Source organism: Methylococcus geothermalis, from assembly GCF_012769535.1.
In the GTDB taxonomy this organism is placed as follows: Bacteria; Pseudomonadota; Gammaproteobacteria; order Methylococcales; family Methylococcaceae; genus Methylococcus; species Methylococcus geothermalis.
In genome coordinates this window covers 2,578,333-2,596,089 of sequence record NZ_CP046565.1, presented here as the reverse complement: position 1 = coordinate 2,596,089, position 17,757 = coordinate 2,578,333, and the positions used below count along the sequence as shown (strand labels likewise).

The 17,757-nt window shown below is 64.6% G+C and carries 13 protein-coding genes and 1 pseudogene; 5 read left to right on the top strand and 9 right to left on the bottom strand.

Going from position 1 to position 17,757, the window contains the following annotated elements; translation table 11 throughout:
- The first annotated feature begins 27 nt into the window (after positions 1-27).
- The 4 genes from mmoD to GNH96_RS11990 are packed head-to-tail and all read left to right on the top strand — an operon-like array spanning position 28 to position 3,429.
- Complete coding sequence (gene mmoD / locus GNH96_RS12005; RefSeq protein ID WP_169603896.1) at positions 28-339, top strand: soluble methane monooxygenase-binding protein MmoD; 312 nt, start codon at positions 28-30, stop codon at positions 337-339.
- Positions 340-351: 12 nt separating this feature from the next.
- The gene (gene mmoC, locus GNH96_RS12000) at positions 352-1,398 is read left to right on the top strand and encodes an aromatic/alkene monooxygenase hydroxylase FAD-binding subunit MmoC (protein ID WP_169603895.1); all 1,047 of its coding nucleotides are present in this window, start codon (positions 352-354) and stop codon (positions 1,396-1,398) included.
- A gap of 14 nt (positions 1,399-1,412) precedes the next feature.
- A complete protein-coding gene (locus tag GNH96_RS11995; protein ID WP_169603894.1) occupies positions 1,413-1,733 on the top strand; it encodes a hypothetical protein in 321 nt (106 codons plus the stop codon).
- A gap of 16 nt (positions 1,734-1,749) precedes the next feature.
- A complete protein-coding gene (locus GNH96_RS11990) occupies positions 1,750-3,429 on the top strand; it encodes an Hsp60 family chaperonin (protein ID WP_169603893.1) in 1,680 nt (559 codons plus the stop codon).
- Between the two features lie 58 nt (positions 3,430-3,487).
- On the opposite strand, the gene GNH96_RS11985 is transcribed toward GNH96_RS11990, so the two are convergent.
- Together GNH96_RS11985 and GNH96_RS11980 are read right to left on the bottom strand one after the other, a co-directional pair.
- Positions 3,488-5,332, bottom strand: a complete 1,845-nt coding sequence (locus GNH96_RS11985) for a GGDEF domain-containing response regulator (protein ID WP_169603892.1) — start codon at positions 5,330-5,332, stop codon at positions 3,488-3,490.
- 65 nt (positions 5,333-5,397) lie between these two features.
- The gene (locus GNH96_RS11980; protein ID WP_169603891.1) at positions 5,398-8,928 is read right to left on the bottom strand and encodes a response regulator; all 3,531 of its coding nucleotides are present in this window, start codon (positions 8,926-8,928) and stop codon (positions 5,398-5,400) included.
- A 398-nt stretch (positions 8,929-9,326) separates the two neighbouring features.
- Between GNH96_RS11980 and GNH96_RS11975 the strand changes: the two genes are divergently transcribed.
- A complete protein-coding gene (locus GNH96_RS11975) occupies positions 9,327-11,027 on the top strand; it encodes a sigma-54-dependent Fis family transcriptional regulator (RefSeq protein ID WP_169603890.1) in 1,701 nt (566 codons plus the stop codon).
- A 201-nt stretch (positions 11,028-11,228) separates the two neighbouring features.
- On the opposite strand, the gene GNH96_RS11970 is transcribed toward GNH96_RS11975, so the two are convergent.
- The 7 genes and pseudogenes from GNH96_RS11970 to fdnG all read right to left on the bottom strand — a co-directional run.
- Positions 11,229-11,414 (bottom strand): hypothetical protein, encoded by a 186-nt coding sequence (locus GNH96_RS11970; protein ID WP_169603889.1) that lies wholly within the window; start codon positions 11,412-11,414, stop codon positions 11,229-11,231.
- A 270-nt stretch (positions 11,415-11,684) separates the two neighbouring features.
- Positions 11,685-11,996 carry a pyrimidine/purine nucleoside phosphorylase gene (gene ppnP, locus GNH96_RS11965; RefSeq protein ID WP_169603888.1) on the bottom strand — a complete coding sequence of 104 codons (312 nt, stop codon included), beginning with the start codon at positions 11,994-11,996 and terminating at the stop codon, positions 11,685-11,687.
- Positions 11,997-12,066: 70 nt separating this feature from the next.
- Positions 12,067-12,702, bottom strand: a complete 636-nt coding sequence (locus GNH96_RS11960) for a formate dehydrogenase subunit gamma (protein WP_169603887.1) — start codon at positions 12,700-12,702, stop codon at positions 12,067-12,069.
- On the bottom strand, positions 12,699-13,574 hold the full coding sequence (gene fdxH / locus GNH96_RS11955) for a formate dehydrogenase subunit beta (protein WP_169603886.1): 876 nt from the start codon (positions 13,572-13,574) through the stop codon (positions 12,699-12,701). The genes GNH96_RS11960 and fdxH overlap by 4 nt, the downstream gene beginning before the upstream one ends.
- Before the next feature lie 67 nt (positions 13,575-13,641).
- Complete coding sequence (locus tag GNH96_RS11950) at positions 13,642-14,031, bottom strand: type II toxin-antitoxin system VapC family toxin (protein ID WP_169603885.1); 390 nt, start codon at positions 14,029-14,031, stop codon at positions 13,642-13,644.
- Entirely contained in the window at positions 14,028-14,282 is a 255-nt protein-coding gene (locus tag GNH96_RS11945; RefSeq protein ID WP_169603884.1) for a hypothetical protein, read from the bottom strand. Before GNH96_RS11945 ends, GNH96_RS11950 begins: the two co-directional genes overlap by 4 nt.
- 211 nt (positions 14,283-14,493) lie before the next feature.
- Positions 14,494-17,544, bottom strand: a pseudogene (gene fdnG / locus GNH96_RS11940) (formate dehydrogenase-N subunit alpha); the annotation flags it as partial.
- Positions 17,545-17,757 lie beyond the last annotated feature (213 nt).

Here is a 17,757-nt window from a genome sequence, read left to right as displayed (position 1 = left end):
TTCTCCATTTTTCGTAAGGAATTCACCATGGTCGAATCGGCATTTCAGCCATTTTCGGGCGAAGCAGACGAACGGTTCGAGGAATCAAGGCCCCAGGCCGGTTTCTTTCCTTCCGCGGACTGGCATCTGCTGAAACGGGACGAGACCTACGCGGCCTACGCGAAGGATCTCGATTTCATGTGGCGGTGGATCATCGTTCGGGAGGAAAGGATCGTTCAGGAAGGCTGCTCGATCAGCCTGGAATCGTCGATCCGCGCCGTGACGCATGTTCTGAATTATTTTGGCATGACCGAACAACGCGCTCCGGGAGAGGACCGGACCGGCGGGGTTCAACATTGAACAGGTAAGTTTATGCAGAGAGTTCACACTATCACGGCGGTCACGGAGGACGGCGAATCGCTCCGCTTCGAATGCCGTTCGGACGAGGACGTCATCACCGCCGCCCTGCGCCAGGACATCTTCCTGATGTCGTCCTGCCGGGAAGGCGGCTGCGCGACCTGCAAGGCCTTTTGCGCGGAAGGCGATTACGATCTCAGGGGGTGCAGCGTTCAGGCCCTGCCCCCCGAAGAGGAAGAGGAAGGGCTGGTTCTGCTTTGCCGGACCTATCCGAAGACCGATCTGCAAGTCGAGCTGCCCTACACCAGTTGCCGGATCAGTTACTGCGACGTCGGCAGCTTCGAAGCGGAAGTGGTTGCGGTCAATTGGGTTTCTTCCAACACCGTCCAGTTCCTGCTGCAGAAACGGCCCGATGAATCCGGCAACCGGGGGGTGAAATTCGAGCCCGGCCAGTTCATGGATCTGACCATTCCGGGTACCGATATTTCCCGCTCCTATTCGCCGGCGAATATCCCCAACCCGGAAGGCCGGCTGGAGTTCCTGATCCGCGTGCTGCCCGAGGGCCGGTTTTCCGACTATCTGCGCAACGAGGCGCGCGTGGGCCAGGTGCTTTCCGTCAAGGGGCCGCTCGGCGTGTTCGGGCTCAAGGAACGGGGCATGGCGCCGCGCTATTTCGTGGCCGGCGGAACCGGGCTGGCGCCCGTGGTCTCGATGGTGCGGCAGATGCGGGAGTGGAGGGCGCCGAACGAGACGCACATCTATTTCGGCGTCACCACCGAGCCCGAATTGTTCTACATCGACGAGTTGAAGTCTCTCGAACGATCCATGCGCAATCTCCAAGTGAAGGCTTGCGTATGGAAGCCAGGCCCGGATTGGGAGGGACAGCAGGGTTTGCCCATCGACCTGCTGCGCCAGGATCTGGAATCCAATGGGTCCAATCCGGACATCTACCTATGCGGCCCGCCCGGCATGATCGACGCCGCCTTGGAGGTGACGCGCAGTCACGGCATTCCCGGCGATCAGGTCTTCTTCGAAAAGTTCCTGCCGTCCGGCGCCGCCTGATCCGGAGAAGCGTCATGAGCACCGAGCCATTCCCGCCCCAATTCCTGCGCGAAATGATCGAGCAGCTGGATGCCAGCATCCAGGAGCTCGCGCGCAAGGAGAAAGGGCTCGCGGCATCCCTGGGCACCTGCCGGGTCGCCGAACTCAAGGAGTACTGGGACCACGACCTCAGTCCCGAGGAAGAATGGGAACTCAAGCGGACCATGGACTTCCGCGACCGCGAACTGGTGTGGATCTGGTCTCGGCTCAAGCGTGCCCGCGCCAGCCGCGCCAACGCCGGGGAGGCCTACATGCGCCACCTGTCGCCTTCGGCGCGTAAAAACAATCAATCCTGACTGGAGTCGACCCAACATGGCAAAGGAAGTGGTTTACCAAGGGGATGCGCGGCGCCGCATGATGCAGGGCATCGAGATCCTCGCGCGCGCGGCGATGCCGACGCTGGGCGCGACCGGCCCCAGCGTCATGATCCAGCACCGGGCCGACGGCCTGCCCCCGGTTGCGACCCGGGACGGGGTCACGGTGGCGAATTCCATCGTGCTCAAGGACCGGATCGCCAATCTCGGGGCCCGGCTGCTGCGGGACGTCGCCGGCACCATGTCACGGGAGGCAGGGGACGGCACCACCACCGCCATCGTGCTGGCCCGCCATATCGCCCGGGAGATGTTCAAGAGCCTCGCCGCCGGGGCCGATCCCATCGCGCTCAAGCGCGGCATCGACCGGGCCGTCGCCTGCGTGACCGAGGACATCCGGGCCCGCGCCTGGCGCGGCGAACAGGAATCGCTCATTCTGGGCGTGGCCGCGGTGGCGACCAAGAACGAACCCGGCGTCGGCCGGCTGCTGCTGGAGGCGCTGGACGCGGTCGGCGTCCACGGCGCCGTGTCGGTCGAGCTGGGGCAGCGGCGCGAGGACGTGCTCGATGTCGTCGACGGTTATCGCTGGGAGAAGGGCTACCTGTCGCCCTATTTCGTGACCGACCGGACCCGGGAGCTGGCCGAACTCGACGACGTCTACGTGCTCATGACCGATCTGGAGGTGAACGATTTCGTCGATCTGGTGCCGCTGCTGGAGCAAGTCACCGAGGCCGGCGGGAGCCTCTTGATCGCCGCCGACCGCGTCCAGGAAAAGGCCCTGGCCGGCATTCTGCTCAATCATGTGCGCGGCGTGTTCAAGGCGGTTGCCGTCACCGCTCCGGGGTTCGGCGACAGGCGGCCGGACCGGCTCTTGGACTTGGCCGCGCTGACCGGCGGAAGGGCGGTCCTGGAGGCTAAGGGCGACCGGCTGGATCGGGTCACGCTGGCCGACCTGGGGCGGGTGCGCCGGGCGGTGGTCAGCGCCGACGCAACGGCCCTGCTCGGCACGCCAGGCACCGAAGCCTCCCGCGCCCGTCTGGAGGGTCTGCGCCTGGAGGCCGAGCAGTATCGTGCCCTCAAGCCCGGCCAGGGATCGGCGACCGGGCGTCTGCACGAACTCGAGGACATCGAGGCACGCATCATCGGCCTGAGCGGCAAGTCAGCGGTTTACCGCGTGGGCGGCGTGACCGACGTGGAGATGAAGGAGCGGATGGTGCGGATCGAAAACGCCTACCGCTCGGTGGTTTCCGCCCTGGAAGAAGGCGTACTGCCCGGCGGCGGCGTCGGGTTCCTCGGCAGTCTCCCCGCATTGGCCGAACTCGGGGCGCACGGCGCGGACGAAGCGCGCGGCATCGACATCGTCCGGTCGGCGCTGGCGGAGCCCTTGCGAGTCATCGGCGAAAACTCGGGGCTATCGGGGGAGGCCGTCGTCGCCAAGGTCATGGATCACCCGAATCCCGGCTGGGGCTACGACCAGGAAAGCGGGAGTTTCGGCGACCTCCATGCCAAGGGGATATGGGACCCCGCCAAGGTGCTCAGACTGGCCCTGGAGAAAGCCGCGTCGGTGGCCGGCACTTTTCTCACCACCGCGGCGGTGGTGCTGGAAGTCCCCGATGCGGATGCGTTCGCCGGCTTCAGCGCGGAATGGGCCGCCGCGACCCGGGAAGATCCGAGGGCCTGAAGCCGCGCACCGGACCTGCAACCGCGTCACCGGTCGAGCGCGCGATGCGAGGTGACGCCTATGCCCCGTGTCCGGCGTAATGGACGCCGTTACGGCCATTCTGTTTGACATGGTAGAGGGCATCGTCGGCTTTCAGCAGCAGGTCCTTCACGCTGGCGGTGGCGGACGTGGAATCGGCCACGCCGATGCTGGCGGTCAACGGCCGGGATAGCGTCAGTTCCCCGGGCTGGCGCCGTTCGATCGCGCTGCGGATGCGTTCGGCGGTCTGGAGTGCGGAGGAGCCGCTGGTATCGGGCGTGATGATCAGAAATTCCTCGCCGCCCATCCGGCAAACGATGTCGCTGCTGCGAACGGTTTCCCGCATCACGCGGGCGGCATGAACGAGCGCCTGATCGCCGGCGTCGTGGCCGAGGGTGTCGTTGATGGATTTGAACCAGTCGAGGTCGAGCACCATGACGCTCAAGGGCCGGCCGAACGTGCGCGCCTCCGCCCACTCCCGTTCCAGCTTGCCCATCGCGTAGCGGCGGTTCGGCAGCCCGGTGAGCGGGTCGGTATGGGCCATGAGTTCCAGGCGGCGGTTGGCGGCGGCCAGTTCCGAGGCGTAGCGTTCGATTTCCTTGCGTTCCCGCGCGAGCTTCTTGTGCAGGCTGATGATGCGCTGGCCGGCCCGGATGCGGGCCTTGAGAACCCTGACGCTGGGCGGCTTGGTGACGTAATCGTCGATGCCGGCGCCGAAGGCTTCGACCAGGGCGTCTTCGCTCTCGGTCGCGGTGAGCATGACGATGTAGACATTGCTGCCCAGCGCGGACGCCCGCAGCGCCTTGCACAGCGCCAGGCCGTTCATGGGCTTCATGTGCCAGTCGGTGATCACCATTTCCGGCTCGTGCTCGAGCGCGTATTCCAGCGCCGCTTCCCCATCCCGCCGTGAGGCGACATGATGTCCATCGGCTTCGAGCTGCCGGGACAGTCGCGTCAGCATGATGGGGTCGTCGTCCGCCAGCAGCACGTGCAGCTTTTCCTCCGCTTGCAGCCCCGGACCGGAAGGCTCGGTCGTGGTGGTCCGGTCTTCCTCGGCGATCCCGATCACCCGCGTCCAGTCGTTCCACTCCTCCTGCTGCCCGCCGAGCAGAAGCGCCAGATCCTCGTCGTCGAGGTTGCATTTTCTAGCTTCCGCCGCCAGAGCCGGCGCCAATCCGATGCGCTGCGACTCGTCCGCGAGGCGGTAATCCGCGACCCGCCGTGCCAGAGCGATCTGCCGGGCCAACCGGCCGGTGCGGCCTTCTTCCAGGATTTCGTTCTGCTGGCTGCATTTCAGCGCATCGATGAAGACCTGCGGAAAACCCCAATCGGTCAGCAGCATGAGGGTCAGGTCGTCGTGATCCGTGGCGAAACGCTCCCGCTCCAGCGCGTTCAGCCTTTCGTCGTGCGCCTGCCGCAGACATTCGCTGTATTCCTCCGGCCAGGCCGTCGCCAGAGCGAGGCGGCCTACATCGGCCAGCAGGCCCAGCGTGAAGGCTTCTTTCGGGGCGACGGTGGGAGCCTGGGCCATGATCGTCTGGAGCGTGATCGCGCAGGCGAGGGATCTCTTCCAGTAGGCCGTGTAGTCGAACGCTTCGCATTGGCCTTCGCGATGGGCCTCGATGAGCGAGAGGCTCAGCGCGAACTGGCGAATGGCTTGGAGACCGAGGAGGTTCATGGCGTCGATCACGCTGGCGATCGGGCGGCGCGTGCCCTTGGCGGGGGCGTTGGCGAAGCGCAGGATCCGGCCGGTGAGCGCCGGGTCGGTCTGGATCAATTGGGCCAGCGCTTCCGCTGTGACGTCTTCGCGCTGGGCCAGGCTCAGGATCGCGGCGGCTGTGCGCGACGGGGTGGGCAGCGAGTCGCACAGCTTCTGCTTATGCATCTTCCGTAGGTCCGAGTCCAGACGCCAAGGGGGTTTTCGATCTCCCGGCAGGGGGCTTCGGGCGTTTATCGTGGCTCACCGTCGCCGCCCTTTTCCGGGGACCCCAGGGAGGGGCTGCTTCGCATATCGTCCAATAACCTGGTAGCTGCGGTTTCCAGCGCCCGCATCAGCGCCGGATCTGCGGCCGATCCCGCCGTCCGGGCCTGGTCTTCCAGCCGTGTGGCCAGCTCCCGGACCGCTTCGGCGCAGAAATGCCCCGCCATGCCTTTGATGGCATGCGCCGCATCGGCCAGCGCGGCCGTGTCCGCCCTCGTTCCCGCTTCACGCAAGGCGGCGAGGTGCTTGGGGAGTTCCTCGATACAGAGACCGATCATTTCTGCCAGGAGCTCCTCGTCGTGGTCCAGGCGCGCCAGTGCTTCCGCCCTGTTCCAGGAAGGACCGCCCGGCCCGGGGCCGCCATCTCTTCCCTCGGGGCCATCTGCCGTCTTCTCGATATTCGAGACGGAAAGTCCCAGCCAGCGCTCGAGCGCCTCGGCGAGCCGGTCCCTGGAAATCGGTTTGCTCAGATAGTCGTCCATGCCGGCCGCCAGGCATTTTTCCCGCTCGCCGGTCGCGGCATGGGCGGTGAGCGCGACGACCGGCGTGCGTCCAGATCCCGCGGACCGCTCCCTTGCGCGCAGTTCCTGCGTGGCCTCGTAGCCTCCCAGAACAGGCATCTGGCAGTCCATCAGGACCAGATCGTAGCGGGACCGGGCCAGCCGCTCCAGGGCGGCCTGGCCGTTGTCGGCGACGTCCGGAACGATGCGGAACTTGGCGAGCATGGCGACGATCACTTTCTGGTTGACCCGGTTGTCTTCCACCACCAGGACCCTGCGGCCTTCATAAGCCGGCAGGATGGTCTCCGACTTGTCGGGTGTGCGGGGTTTCTCCCTGGCCTGGGTGGCGAGCACGTCCGCGATGGCGTCGAACAGCAGCGATTGCCGCACCGGTTTCAGCAGGCTGCGCGCGATGCCGAGCGCCCGAAGCTCGGCTTCGCTGGCTAAACCGCCCGAGGACAGCAGCAGGCGCGGAATCTCCTTGAGACCTGGTTTGGCATTCATGGCCCGGGCGAGTCCATAGCCGTCCATGTGCGGCATGTGGAGATCGAGCAAGACGAGGTCGTAGGGTCTCGATTCGCGCTGGGCGGCCTCCAGCTCGGCCAGGGCCGTGTCGCCCCGGTTCGCTTCGTCGACTTCCAGGCCCCAGTGGGTCAGATAGTGGGCAAGGATGACGCGACTGGTGGCGTTGTCGTCCACCACCAGCACCCGCCGGTGGGAGAAGTCCGGCAAGGCCGGTGCGGCCGCACCGGCGACGTGTTCCAGGGGGAGCGTGAACCAGAAGCGGCTGCCTTGGCCGGGTGCGCTTTCCAGGCGGATGTTGCCGCCCATGAGTTCGACCAGGTTCCGGCAGATGGACAAGCCGAGGCCGGTGCCGCCGAAGCGGCGGGAGGTGGAGCCGTCGGCCTGGGTGAATGGCTGGAACAGCCGCTCCTGAACCTCCGGAGCGATACCGATGCCGGTATCGCTTATTTCGAAGCTCAGATGCGTCCGGCCCTCGCCGGCATCCGCTTGCGTCACTTGGACCGAGACCTCTCCCTTTTCGGTGAACTTCACGGAATTGCCGATCAGATTGGTGAGTACCTGCCGGATGCGGGTCGGATCGCCGATCCACATCCGGGGCAGGTCCGCGGGCAGGAAACAGTTCAGCTCCAGGCCCTTATCGTGGGCGCGGCCGGCCAGCAGGGCGCAGACTTCCTCGACCAGGTCGGGCAGATTGAATTCGGTCCGCTCGATGTCGACCTTGCCCGCTTCGAGTTTGGAGAAGTCGAGAATCGAGTTGATGATTTCGAGCAGGGATTCGGCAGAATTCGAAGCGGTTTCCACCAGATCCCATTGCTCGCGGGACATGTCGGTATCCTTCAGCAATTCCAGCATGCCGAGCACGCCGTTCATCGGGGTGCGGATCTCGTGGCTCATGTTGGCAAGGAATGCGCTCTTGGCCTGGGTGGCCTCCACCGCGGCATCATGGGCGGCTTTCAGTGAGGCCTTGGCGCGGTCTTCGAGTATCGCCAGCGCCAGCATTTCGCCCACCTGCCGGAGCATCGCCATCCGCGCCTCGTTGCGTGCGGGGGTGGGATCGGTGTAAAGAAACATCACGCCCAGCACGTCGCCGCCGGATGCGATCGGCACGATGTAATGGCCATGGGCCTCCATGCCCTCGAAGCGGTGTTCGTGCCGGGCGTCGCTGAAGCAGTCGTCGGACACCAGGATTTCGCCGGAAACGGCGGCTCGGCCGCACAGGCAGGCGCCCATGGGAATGGCCTGTTCGCGCCGGATGAATTCGTCGCTGAATTTTCCTTGCAGCACGAACAGGTTCAGGCAGTCTTTGTTTGTCGCCTTCAGGAATATTCCTCCCTTGCGCTGCAGGTCGAGGCTGCCGAGCCCGAACAGGATGTCCAGGGCGCGCCGGCAGCGGTCGTGCAGCGGGTCGCTTTGCTGCAGGGTTTGGGTGATGCGGAGGCGGGCGGCGGTGTCCTCCTGTTCCATCGTCAGCGCGCGTTCCCGTTCGACCGCGGCGCTCACGTCGTGCTGGATCTGGACGTAGCCCACCAGCCGGTCGCCTTCGGTATGGATGGGCGTGGTGCTGATTTCCGCCCAGTAGTCCCGGGCATCTTGAGGGTCCGGTCCGGCCCGGCGCCGGTTCAGGAGCCGTCCGGACCAGGGCTGGCCGGCCCGGAGTGCCGCCTGCATCGCGGCCAGCGTCTCCGGATCGGCGAGCGGGCTGTCGAGGACGCTGGGGCTCTGGCCGAGCAGTTCGTGTTCCACCATCCCGCTGAAGCGGCACAGCGCCGGGTTCGCATAGATGATGCGCCCGGCACGGTCGGTGATCAGGATCATCTCGCTGTTGGCGTCCATCGCCTGCTTGAAGAGGGCGAGCTGAGCCTCGGTTTCCTTTTGCACGGTGATGTCGCGGCGTATGGAAATGTACTGCCGCGGCTTGCCGGCGCTGTCCATGAGCGGGACGATGGTAGTGTCGACCCAGTAGCGGGTCCCGTCCTTGCGGCGATTGCAGAACTCGCCCTGCCAGATATTGCCGCGGGCGATGGTGCGCCACATGTCGCGGATGTAGGCCTTGCCGTGGTAGCCGGCATTGACGATGCGATGGTCCTGGCCCACGAGTTCGTCGCGGCCATAGCGCGAAACCGCGCAGAAATTGTCGTTGGCGTACAGGATCTTGCCCTGCAGGTCGGTGATGCTGACGAGGGCGTGTGCGTCCAGCGCTTCCCGCAGCTCCTTGTTCTGCTGGATTTCCCGCTCGATCCGCCGCGCCAGGGGCCGCAGCGCCAGCAGCCACGACAGAGGGGTGCTGAACAGCGCCAGCAACAGGCCGTCCAGCGCGGTTTCCTGCCAGGGCGGCAGTTCCAGACCGGCGCGCCGGATCGGCTCCAGCAGCGTCATCACGACGATTTCGGTCAGGATGACGATGAGGCAGATGCTGCCCAGCGACCACAGGAAACGCTGCTTCATGACGGGGGGTGAGGTGAAATCTCCGGACATGGTTTCCTTACTCGTTGTGGGCAGGGATGGTCCTTGACCTGGGCGGCTTCCGAGGTGCCATGCCCTGCTTGGATTGCGGTGCAGTCTAAGGTGAAACCGTTTCGCGCTTCAACATTGTCCGACAGTAGGAAACAAGGTTTGTGCAGGCGCGCCCCGTTTCGACCAGCCGGAGCCATGCCATTGATTCTCTGCGACAATCAGCCGCATTGAAGGCTCGTGATCGAGTTGCTACCGTGTCACCCACAAGCCCCGTTGCCGATGAACGGACATCGGTCCCGCACAGGGGCGGCCCTACATATAAGAAATCGAGTTGTGGTTATGCATGACCGGCCGCGCCTGGAAGGGTGGCCGTGGTACGAATGGTCGATCGTAGCTTCATGCCAAGGAGATAGCCACAGATGGTGAACGAACAGTCCCTGTCTTCCGTTTCCAGCCCCGTCGAATTTCCCGATTGGAACCGTTTCAGCAGCTTGTACGTGGACCGGCCCGATCAGGCGTGGGAGTGGATGCGCCAGACGGGTGTTCTGCCGGCCGCCCTGGATTGGGTCCGTCCCGAAGTAGCGGATGCGTGGTGCCGCTGCTTCGAGGACTACCGGCTTCCTCCGGGCACCGATGACTGGCCGCGCAAGCTTGACGATCCCTCCGAGCCCGGTCCGTCGGCTTCATCGGACTTGGCGGCCGTCTGGGAGCGGGTCCGCGGCGTTTTCGATTTTCTGAAGGGTGCCCAGGCCGCGCTGGTCGTCGCGGACAGCCGCTGCCGGATTTTCCGGGTGCTGGATGACGGGCTGCGGATGGCTCCCGTCGCCAGGGAGGTGCTCAAGGCGGGCGGGGACTGGCGGGAGGAAGTGCTCGGCAACAACGGCATCGGCAGCGCCGCCGTGCTGGGTACGGCCGTCGCCTTCGAAGGCAAGGAACACTACGGAGCGAGACTGCACGCCTTGGTGACCGCCGGCTGCCCGGTCAGGAATGCGGCCGGTGAGGTGACCGCCCTGGTTGGCCTCGTGAGCGACAGGCGCGGTTCCGCGGGGGCGCTCCTCGCCTTTCTGCGCATGGCCTGTGAGGGCCTGGCCGCGAGCGAGCGAGATGTCTTCCGGGCCAGATCTGATGATTCGTTCGCAGCGCCGCCGGTTCCTGTTGCCGGCGAACACGGCCTGATCAGCGACTCGGCGGTGAAAGTCCTCCTCGACAAGGCCTTGCGGTTGCAGGAGCGCGGGATTCCGCTTCTCGTCAGCGGCGAATCGGGCACCGGAAAGGAATATCTGGTGCGCTTCGCCCATCGCCTGGGGCCGCGGCGGAAAGGCCCGCTGGTGGCCGTCAACTGCGCTTCGATTCCGAGGGACCTCATCGAAAGCGAGCTGTTCGGCTATGAAGCCGGCAGTTTCACCGGCGCCAGGAGCCGCGGCAAGCCGGGCAAGTTTCTTCTGGCCGACGGCGGGGTGCTGTTCCTGGACGAAATCGGCGATATGAGCTTCGATCTTCAGGCGACGCTGCTGCGCGTGCTGGAGACCGGCGAATTCGTGCCTGTCGGTGGAGCTAAACCCTTGCACGTGGATGTCCAGGTCGTGGCCGCGACCAACGTCGACTTGCAGGACGCGATCCGCCAGGGACGTTTCCGGCGCGATCTGTATTACCGGCTCAATGGGGCACGCCTGCATCTGCCGCCGCTGCGGCAGCGGCCCGATCGGTCCCGCATCGTGCAGGCGGTTTTCGAACAGGAAGTCGCGGCGGCGGGAGTCCGGCAGATTCGTTTGGGCGATGAAGTCATGGCCTTGTTCGAGCGTCACCCCTGGCCGGGAAATCTGCGTGAGCTGCGCAACGTGATCCGCAATGCCCTGTTCGTCTGTTCCGGCGCCGTGCTGACCTTGGAGGATCTGCCGGCGGATTTCCTCGAAGAGGCCGAGCAGGGCGGCTCCCATGCCGGTGCGGAAGGCTGGGGGGTTTCCCATTCCGCCGGTGGAATCAGCCTGTCGAAAATCGAATCGGAAAGCATCGCCGCGGCCATCTGCAGGTGCCGCGGCAACATGAGTCAGGCCGCCCGTGTTCTCGGCATCGCGCGCTCGACGCTGTACAAGAAGGTTTCCCGTTACGGGTTGAGCTGATCGGCCTGGGAGCCATGTTTGGAGCGCGGGAAATCCCGCAGTCAGGGCATGATTTCGCGCGGTTTCCGGCGCCGGGAGGCGGCCCGGTTCCGCAAGGGACGGCGCCGCGCTGGTGGTCCGGGATTTGCTTGAGTCATTGGCAGTGGTCGTCCGGGGTCCATGCGTCGAAGGCCCTCTCCCTTCCCCGGCCGGCCGCGCCTCCTAGTCTTCGCACTGCTCGCAGGTGCCGGCGACATCGTGTTGCTGGGAACCGAGCACGAATTCCCTACCTTTTTCCGTGAACCCCGCGGTGGTCGCGAGGATTTCCCGCCGGTACTTGTGCACGAGATAGCCGGCGGCGATGCCCAGACCGAAAACGACCAGTGGATGCTTGAACAAGAATTTCATGGATTCATTCCTCAAATCAGGTTGCCAATAGCCGTTGCGCGCTCCGGGCGGCGCCGCGCATCCGGCTCCGCGCGATGATAGCACCGTTGCCGGACAAGGATCTGACGCCGCGGGGTTTACGGCGCGTAAACCGTGGCCCCGATCCGGAACAGGTAAAACAGCAGTTCGAGCGCGGCGATGCCGATGGCGATTTCGACCAGCTTGCGCAGATAGGGTGAGCCGAGCTTCATGCCTTGCCACCCCTCACTGTCCGGTCACTCAGGTGAGACTTCATCCGAAATGGCACACGTAGTGGAGCGTATCGCTCACCTCGATCTGGAAGCTGCTATCGCCCGGAACACCGAATGAATCGCCGGCCTGATAGTTTTGCCACTCGCTCTGCCCGGCGAGCTGCACACGGCAACGTCCGGCAGTGATTTCCATGACCTCCGGCGCGCCGGTGTTGAAGTTCAGGCTGGCGGGCAGGATGACCCCCAAGGTCTTGCGGCTGCCATCCGGGAACAGCACGGTGTGGCTGACACATTTGCCGTCGAAATAGACATGGGCTTTCTTGACGACGCTGACGTTGTCGAACTGGCTCACGAGTGAAGTCCTGGTCTGTAAAAAGGCCCGGTATTATAGACCGGGCGGCGGCGTCCGCCAGTGTCCGTGCCTATTTCCCGCCGATCACCCGCCGGTACCAGCCCGGATGATGCTTGCGTGCCCAGGCCCGGGTCACGGTGCCGCGGACCATCGCGCCGATGGTGCCCTTGATCCACAAGGCGGCGTAGATGTGGACGATGATGCCGGCGATCATGACGAAGGCACAAACCGCATGGAGCAGCAGCGCCAGGCGGACGATGTCGATGCTGAAATAGGGAGCGAACCAGGGCCGCCAGATCGCGATACCGGTGAGGAGCAGGGTCGGGAGGGTGGCGATCATGGTCCAGAACAGCATCTTCTGGCCGGCGTTGTAGCGGTCCACCTCCGGCAGCCGGTCCTCCCGGTTCCTCACCACATCGGCGATCCGGCCGAGCCAGACGATGTCGTTGCGGGTCAGCAGGTTGTGATGCCAGAACTTGAGCGCCAGGCCGGAGAACGAGAGGAACAGTACGATGCCGATGTAAGGGTGCAGGATGCGGGTCCAGGTGGGCCCGCCGAAGAACTGAGTGAACCAGAACATGGAAGGGTGGAACAGCGCCAGGCCGGAGAAGCTCAGGAGCAGGAAGGTGAGGGCGGTGACCCAGTGGTTGAAGCGTTCCGCCGGGCTGTAGCGCTCGACGGGTGGCGGGTGGCGGTCGGTGCTCATGCCTTTTCCTCCTCTTCGTCGTCGTCCTCGGTCTCGTTGGGGCCGACCGTGACATAGTGGAAAAACCCGGCCAGCGCCGTGAACGCCAGGGCGGCCGTGGCCAGGGGCTTGAAGATTCCTTTCCACAGGCCGACCGTGGGGGAGATGGCCGGGTCTTTCGGCAGGTCGTTGTAGAGCTGCGGCTTGTCGGCATGATGCAGCACGTACATGACATGGGTGCCGCCCACGCCGGCCGGGTCGTAGAGCCCGGCATGGTCGAAGCCGCGCTCCTTGAGGTCGGCGATACGCTCGTTGGCGTGCTCGATCATGTCCTCCTTGCTGCCGAACACCAGGGCCTGGGTCGGGCAAGCCTTGATGCAGGCCGGTTCCAGCCCCACCGACACGCGGTCCGAGCACAGGGTGCACTTGTAGACCTTGCCGTCCTTGTTGGACAGGCGGGGGATGTCGAACGGGCAGCCGGCGATGCAGTAGCCGCAGCCGATGCAGTTCTCCTCGTGGAAATCGACGATGCCGTTGCTGTACTGGATGATCGCGCCCGGCGAGGGGCAGGCCTTGAGGCAGCCGGGGTCGGCGCAGTGCATGCAGCCGTCCTTGCGGATCAGCCATTCGAGGGTGCCGTTTTCCTCGGTCTCGGCGAAGCGCATCAGGGTCCAGCTGTTGGCGGTCAGGTCGTGCGGATTCTGGTAGGAACCCTCGTTGATGCCGACCTCCTCGCGCAGATCGTTCCACTCCTGGCAGGCCGACTGGCAGGCCTTGCAGCCGATGCACTTGGTGACGTCGATGAGCTTGGCCACCTCCGTCGTCTGCCGCTGCTGGGGGCTGGGCGTGGTGGTGGCGGAGCGCCGGACGATGTCCAGGGATTGCAGTGCCATGGTTCTATCGCTCCCTAAAGAAATGGATGGGAGATCGAAAATGCGCGCGTTTTCATGTCTTTCCGCTTCATTCGAAGGGATCCACGATCATCAGGCCGGGAATCCGCTGAAAGTCACCGGTGTTGCGCGTCATCAGCGGGAGATTGGAGAGGACCGCCGTCGCCGCGATGATGGCATCGGGCAGTTTGACATTGAACGCTCGGCGCAGGCCAATGCAGTGCTGTATCACGGATTCGGACAAGCCGAACTCTCGACAAAGGCCGAGCAGAGCCGTGGCCTGGAATGCCGTTTCATCGGTGTGTCCACGCCAGGCCAGCACCTCGATTCGTGTGATCACGGAAATACCGGCTCCCGCTTGCAACGTGGACCGGAAACGATCGACAAACCTGTCTCCTCCTTGATTATTCATGTGGTAAATCAAGACGTTCGTATCGAGGAGCGTCGTGACGGGAGTCATGGGGAGGTTGCATCCCACTCGCTTCGCATGGTGGACAGCTCCGCATCGATTTCATCGGCGGAGTGCCGGCCCAAGATGCCCTGGGTTCGAATCAGGATCGCCTCGATTTCATCATCCCGGCTGGGTTCTGTTTGGGGCGTTTCTTCGTAAAGCACGATCACCCTTGCTTTTGAAACGTGCTCGGGAAGTGCTGGGCTGGTCAATTCCAAATGATGCCCGGTGATCGATGTTTCGAGTTCGACGGCAATCATAGGGGACTCCAAAGCTCGGTGGTATTCATCGTAAACCTTTTGGAACGCCGCTCGGTTACGCCGTTCATGATTCGGCTCTGCCCTTCAGCACACGTAGCCACCAGGAGGAGGACGCCTGGACGATGCCGGTTTCCGCTGCGGCCTCCGCCCGCCTGCGTTCCTCGTGCTCCTCGCCCGGCTTGTGGGTGTGCGGCATGAGTTCGGACAGGTCCTTTTCCACATTGACCAGAAAGGCCTTGAACTCCGGCGTCTGGGTATTGGCATCGCCCAGGAACGGCGTCAGGGTGTTGGCGATGTAGCCCTTCCGGGTCGCGCCGGTGAAGCCCCAGTGGATCGGGATGCCGATCTGGTGCACGGTCTGGCCCGCGACCTTCAGCGCCTTGATGCGCCTGGTCACCAACGCCACCGCCTTGATGCGGCCGCGCCTGGAGCGCACGACCACCTTCTCGCCGTTGGCGATGCCGAGTTCCGCCGCCAGCGCCTCGCCGATTTCCACGAACTGCTCCGGCTGGAGCGAGGCATTGATCCGCGCATGCTTGGTCCAGAAGTGGAAGTGCTCGGTGAGGCGGTAAGTGGTGGCGACGTAAGGGAATTCCTCCCGGCTGCCGAGCATGGCCTTGTCGCCCGCGAACACGCGCGCCGCCGGGTTGCTGATCACCTTGCTGTGCAGGGGGTTGGCCGCCAGCGGCGTTTCGAACGGCTCGTAATGCTCGGGGAAGGGGCCTTCGGCCATCAGGTGCCGCGCGAACAGCCGGGCCACTCCTTCGTCGGTCATGATGAAGGGCGACACGCCGCTGTCGGGGCCGGCGTCGGTCTTGAAGTCCGGCACGTCCAGCCCGCTCCACTTGCTGCCATCCCATTCGATCAGCTTGCGCCTTTCGTCCCAGGGCTTGCCGGCGGGATCACAGGAGGCGCGGTTGTAGAGGATCCGCCGGTTCAGCGGCCAGGCCCAGGCCCAGTGGGGCGCGATGCCGAGTCCGGTGGGGTCCGAGGTGTCGCGCCGGGCCATCTGGTTGCCGGCCTCGGTCCAGGCGCCGCAGAAGATCCAGGTGCCGCTGGCGGTGCTGCCGTCGTCGCGGAGCTGGGCGAAGCTCGAGAGCTGCTGCCCGGCTTTGACCAGCACTTTCGTCGGGTCTTTGGGATCGGTGAGGTCGGCCAGGGCGTAGCCATTGAACTCCTTGGCCAGTTCGTCCGGCCCCGGCGCTTCCGGAATCCGGTAAGGCCAGTGCAGGCCGAGGATCGGATCGGGGAAGGCGCCGCCTTCCCGCCGGTACAGTTCACGGATTTTGATGAACAGCTCGGCCATGATGTCGATGTCGGTGCGGCATTCCCCCGGCGGTTCGGCGCCTTTCCAGTGCCATTGCAGCCAGCGCGAACTGTTGACCAGCGAGCCGTCCTCCTCGGCGAAGCAGGTGGTGGGCAGGCGGAACACCTCGGTCTGGATGGCTTCCGGCGTTGCCTCGTGGTATTCGCCGTGGTCCTGCCAGAACTCCGAGGTTTCCGTCGCCAGCGGGTCCATCACCACCAGGAACTTCAGCTTGGACAGCGCCGAGGTGATCTTGGCCTTGTCGGGAAAGGACGCCAGCGGGTTGAAGCCCTGGCAGAAATAGCCGGTCAGCTTGCCCTGTTCCATCTGGTCGAACACCCGCAGGCCGTCGTAGACCTGATCGAGCTTCGGCAGCCAGTCATAGCAGAAGTCGTTGTCCGCGGTCGCCGCCTTGCCGTACCAGGCCTTCATCAAGCTGGTATGGAACTTGGGGTAGTTCGACCAGTAGTTGACCTGTCCCGGCCTCAGGGGCTTGGGCGTGTGCTTTTCCAGATAGGCGGCGCGGGTGGTCTCCTCGTCATGGGCGAGCGTCATATAGCCCGGCAGCTGGTCGGACAGCAGCCCCAGGTCGGTCAGGCCCTGGATGTTGGAATGGCCGCGCAGGGCATTGACCCCGCCGCCCGGCATCCCGATGTTGCCCAGCAGCAATTGCAGGATCGCCAGCGTCCGGATGTTCTGGGCGCCGATGCTGTGCTGGGTCCAGCCGAGGGCGTACAGGCTGGTCAGGGTTCGGGTCGGGACCGCGGTGGAGGCGATCGTCTCGCAGACCTCCAGGTACAGCTCCCTCGGCGTGCCGGTGAGGTCGCAGACCATGTCGACGGTGTAGCGGGAGACATGCTGCTTCAGCAGGTTCAGCACGCAGCGGGGATGCTGCAGGGTCTCGTCGACCCGGGCATAACCCTGGCCGTCCAGCTCGTATTGCCAGCTCGCCTTGTCGTACTTGCGGGCGCTCTCGTCGTAGCCGGAGAACAGCCCGTCGTCGAAGCCGAAATCCTCGCGCACGATGAAGGCGGCGTTGGTATACGCCTTGACGTATTCATGCTGGAGCGCGTCGTGCTCGAACAGGTAGCGGATCACCCCGCTCAGGAAGGCGATGTCGGTCCCCACCCGGATCGGCGCGTACAAATCCGCCACCGAAGCCGTGCGGTTGAAGCGCGGATCGACCACGATCAGCTTGGCCTTGTTGTGCGCCTTGGCTTCCACCACCCATTTGAAGCCGACCGGATGCGCCTCGGCGGCATTGCCGCCCATCACCAGAATGACGTTCGCATTCTTGATGTCCATCCAGGTATTGGTCATGGCGCCGCGACCGAATGTCGGAGCAAGACTTGCCACCGTCGGTGCGTGTCAGACCCGTGCCTGGTTGTCGAGTGCGACCACTCCTAAGCTGCGGAGAACCTTGTGGGTGAGGTAGCCGGCTTCGTTGGACGAAGCGGAAGCCGCCAGGAAGCCGACCGTCGGCCAGCGGTTGACCGTCTGCCCCTGGCCGTTGCGAGCGACGAAATTCCGATCGCGGTCTTCCTTGACGAGCTTCGCGATGCGTTCCAGCGCGAAATCCCAGCTGACGCGGGTCCACGCCTTGGCGCCCGGCGCCCGGTACTCGGGGAACCGGGTGCGGGTCGGGCTGTGGACGAAGTCGAGCAGCCCGGCGCCCTTGGGGCAGAGGCTGCCGCGGCTGACCGGGTGATCGGGGTCGCCCTCGATGTGGATGATCTCGGCCTTGGCGTTCTTGGCGCCGTCACCGAGGCTGTACAGGATGAGACCGCAGGCTACCGAGCAATACGGGCAGGTATTGCGGGTTTCCGTGGTGCGCGCCAGCTTGAACGCGCGCACTTCCGCCAGCGCCTCGCGGGGCGAAAACCCCATGACGGCCAGCGAGGAACCCCCGAGCGTTGCGGCACTCAGTCTGAAGAACTGGCGCCGGGTGACTTGCATGACGTCCTCCTGCGAAAAAAAGTCTGACAACGGAGCAAGGTTATCGTGTGGCGATTGTAAGCCTTCGCCGACTCTTCAGCCATCGCATTTCCAACGCTATAGGCTCGACATGATTTAGGCATTCCGAGTTTGTTCGCCGTTCGGCGTCTCGTCCCGTCAGGCTCCTGCTGTCACATTTTCCGTCCATTCGTTTGATACGTGCAGGATGAATGC

Excerpts from the sequence above, each read along its gene's own strand:
- GNH96_RS11970 (WP_169603889.1), bottom strand. The coding sequence starts at position 11,414 with ATGAAATTCTTGTTCAAGCATCCACTGGTCGTTTTCGGTCTGGGCATC.
- GNH96_RS11975 (WP_169603890.1), top strand. The coding sequence starts at position 9,327 with ATGGTGAACGAACAGTCCCTGTCTTCCGTTTCCAGCCCCGTCGAATTT.
- GNH96_RS11960 (WP_169603887.1), bottom strand. The coding sequence starts at position 12,702 with ATGAGCACCGACCGCCACCCGCCACCCGTCGAGCGCTACAGCCCGGCG.
- mmoC (WP_169603895.1), top strand. The coding sequence starts at position 352 with ATGCAGAGAGTTCACACTATCACGGCGGTCACGGAGGACGGCGAATCG.
- GNH96_RS11980 (WP_169603891.1), bottom strand. The coding sequence starts at position 8,928 with ATGTCCGGAGATTTCACCTCACCCCCCGTCATGAAGCAGCGTTTCCTG.
- GNH96_RS11995 (WP_169603894.1), top strand. The coding sequence starts at position 1,413 with ATGAGCACCGAGCCATTCCCGCCCCAATTCCTGCGCGAAATGATCGAG.
- fdxH (WP_169603886.1), bottom strand. The coding sequence starts at position 13,574 with ATGGCACTGCAATCCCTGGACATCGTCCGGCGCTCCGCCACCACCACG.
- GNH96_RS11990 (WP_169603893.1), top strand. The coding sequence starts at position 1,750 with ATGGCAAAGGAAGTGGTTTACCAAGGGGATGCGCGGCGCCGCATGATG.
- GNH96_RS11945 (WP_169603884.1), bottom strand. The coding sequence starts at position 14,282 with ATGATTGCCGTCGAACTCGAAACATCGATCACCGGGCATCATTTGGAA.
- mmoD (WP_169603896.1), top strand. The coding sequence starts at position 28 with ATGGTCGAATCGGCATTTCAGCCATTTTCGGGCGAAGCAGACGAACGG.
- GNH96_RS11950 (WP_169603885.1), bottom strand. The coding sequence starts at position 14,031 with ATGACTCCCGTCACGACGCTCCTCGATACGAACGTCTTGATTTACCAC.
- GNH96_RS11985 (WP_169603892.1), bottom strand. The coding sequence starts at position 5,332 with ATGCATAAGCAGAAGCTGTGCGACTCGCTGCCCACCCCGTCGCGCACA.